The organism is Kaistella sp. (assembly GCF_032060305.1).
Classification (GTDB): domain Bacteria; phylum Bacteroidota; class Bacteroidia; order Flavobacteriales; family Weeksellaceae; genus Kaistella; species Kaistella yananensis.
The window spans coordinates 2,779-4,680 of sequence record NZ_DAMBHK010000094.1 but is presented as its reverse complement, the minus strand read 5'-3'; the positions used below and the strand labels follow the sequence as shown (position 1 = coordinate 4,680).

Below are 1,902 nucleotides of genomic sequence, written 5' to 3'. Positions count from 1 at the left end.
ACCATTTCCTGAGAACCTTTAGAGTTTTTGAAACCGTGTTGCGGTTCGATCACAGCAGAGAAAAACTGCTGTTTTATGGCAAGCCAGTTCAGGGTTTCATCCGGCTCGTCCATTTCGGTTCTCCCGTCATAATCAAAACTCTTGTAATTGTTAAATGAGTAATTGAATTCAGTATGGGTTTGCTCCTGGGCACGGCCTTTTTCTAAACCGCGGGCATTGAAATCCCAAACGAAATCTGCTTTCTGGTCCGCAACCAGTTGATTTAATCCCTGTGTTTTCACATTGAAATCCACAGTATACTTATCAAGAAGGGTATAAATAAACTGAATCACCGCACCGTTTGCATTGGCCTGCATCGTCACCGTGTTGCCACTTTGTGTCGGTGTAAAAATAAGGTCTTTTGTGTTGAAGGTTTTGCCTGTTTTGTCTTTGAACTGAAAACCGTAAGACGAGTTGTTCCGGTCGAATATTAAAAGATCCCTGTCGTTGATGTCGCTTTGCGGGTTATAAGCTTTGTATTCATTAAGCTGTACGGTAGAAATCTGTCCGCCCAAAGTAGAAATTCCCAAGCTCAGTTCCTTGTTTTTCAACTGCACCTGCTGAATGGAGGTGGCTTTCACACTGTCGTTTAAGTTGGTAACAACAGCGGGTTTGGTACTGTTGGCAATCGTGGTTTGGGTGGTTTTTGCCTTGTTTTCGGCATCTAAAAGCTGTTGCTCGGTAGCCTGTTTGTTTTGGAAGTAAAACATCGCTCCAATAAGGATCATGGAAAACAGGGCGAAACTAATCAGTTGATTTTTATCTAAACCGTTATTTTGTTGCATCTTTTTAATTGATTGTTTGGATTATCGGGTTGGAATTTAAACCGTTCTTACCCCTTTAATTTTGGCTGACAAAAATACTGATTTTTTTGGCAATGAAGAATTTTTTGTCAACTCATTTAAAAACAAAGAGATAAAAAACATTTTGTCTTTTATCTCTTCGGTTTTATTTTTTGGTTGCTGCCTTTATCAGCGCTTTAAAAAGCGGATGAGGCGATGCTACAGTACTTTTGTATTCCGGGTGATATTGTACACCGATGTAGAACGGATGGTTTTTAAGTTCCAGGGTTTCTACCAAACCGGTTTCAGGGTTCAGTCCGGTAGGGAGAAGGCCGTTCTTTTCGAATTCTTCTTTGTATTCTGAATTGAATTCGTAGCGGTGGCGGTGTCTTTCAGAAATATTTTTTGAGCCATAGATTTCCAAAAGTTTGGAATTTGGTTTTAAGGTGCATTTCCAGGCGCCCAGTCTCATGGTTCCGCCTTTATCTACCACATTTTTCTGCTCTTCCATCAAAGAGATCACCGGATCTGGAGTGGAAGTGTCGAATTCCATAGAGTTGGCTTTTTTGTATCCCAGAACATTTCTGGCGAATTCGATGGTCATGATCTGCATTCCGAGACAGATTCCCAAGAGCGGAATATTATTTTCGCGGGCATATCTTGCGGCTGAAATTTTTCCTTCGATTCCTCTGTCGCCAAAACCTGGAGCGATCAGCATACCGTCGATTCCGGATAAAGTTTCTTTTATATTGTCTTCCGTAAGATCGCCACTGTACACCCAACGGATTTTCACTTCGGTTTCCAGATCAGCACCGGCATGAATAAATGCTTCAGCAATGGATTTATAGGAATCCTGAAGTGAGACATATTTGCCGACCAAAGCGATCTCAACCGATTTTTTCGGATTCTTGTATCTCTTCAGAAAGTTTTTCCAGTCTTTTAAGTCTGCTTCTGAGTCCGATTTTAAGCCAAGTTCATTCAGTACTACATCGTCAAAATCCTGTTTTTGGAGATGAAGCGGAACTTCGTAAATGGTCTCCATATCCCGGCATTCAATTACATTTGCCAAAGGCACATTACA

2 protein-coding genes are annotated in these 1,902 nt (G+C 41.2%); both read right to left on the bottom strand.

Going from position 1 to position 1,902, the window contains the following annotated elements:
• Nucleotides 1-824, bottom strand: an 824-nt coding sequence (gene yidC / locus V5N63_RS10710; RefSeq protein ID WP_332033936.1) for a membrane protein insertase YidC, incomplete at its 3' end; no start/stop codon positions are given.
• Nucleotides 825-987: 163 nt separating this feature from the next.
• The coding region (locus V5N63_RS10705) for a CTP synthase (protein WP_332033933.1) at nucleotides 988-1,902 on the bottom strand (915 nt) is incomplete at its 5' end.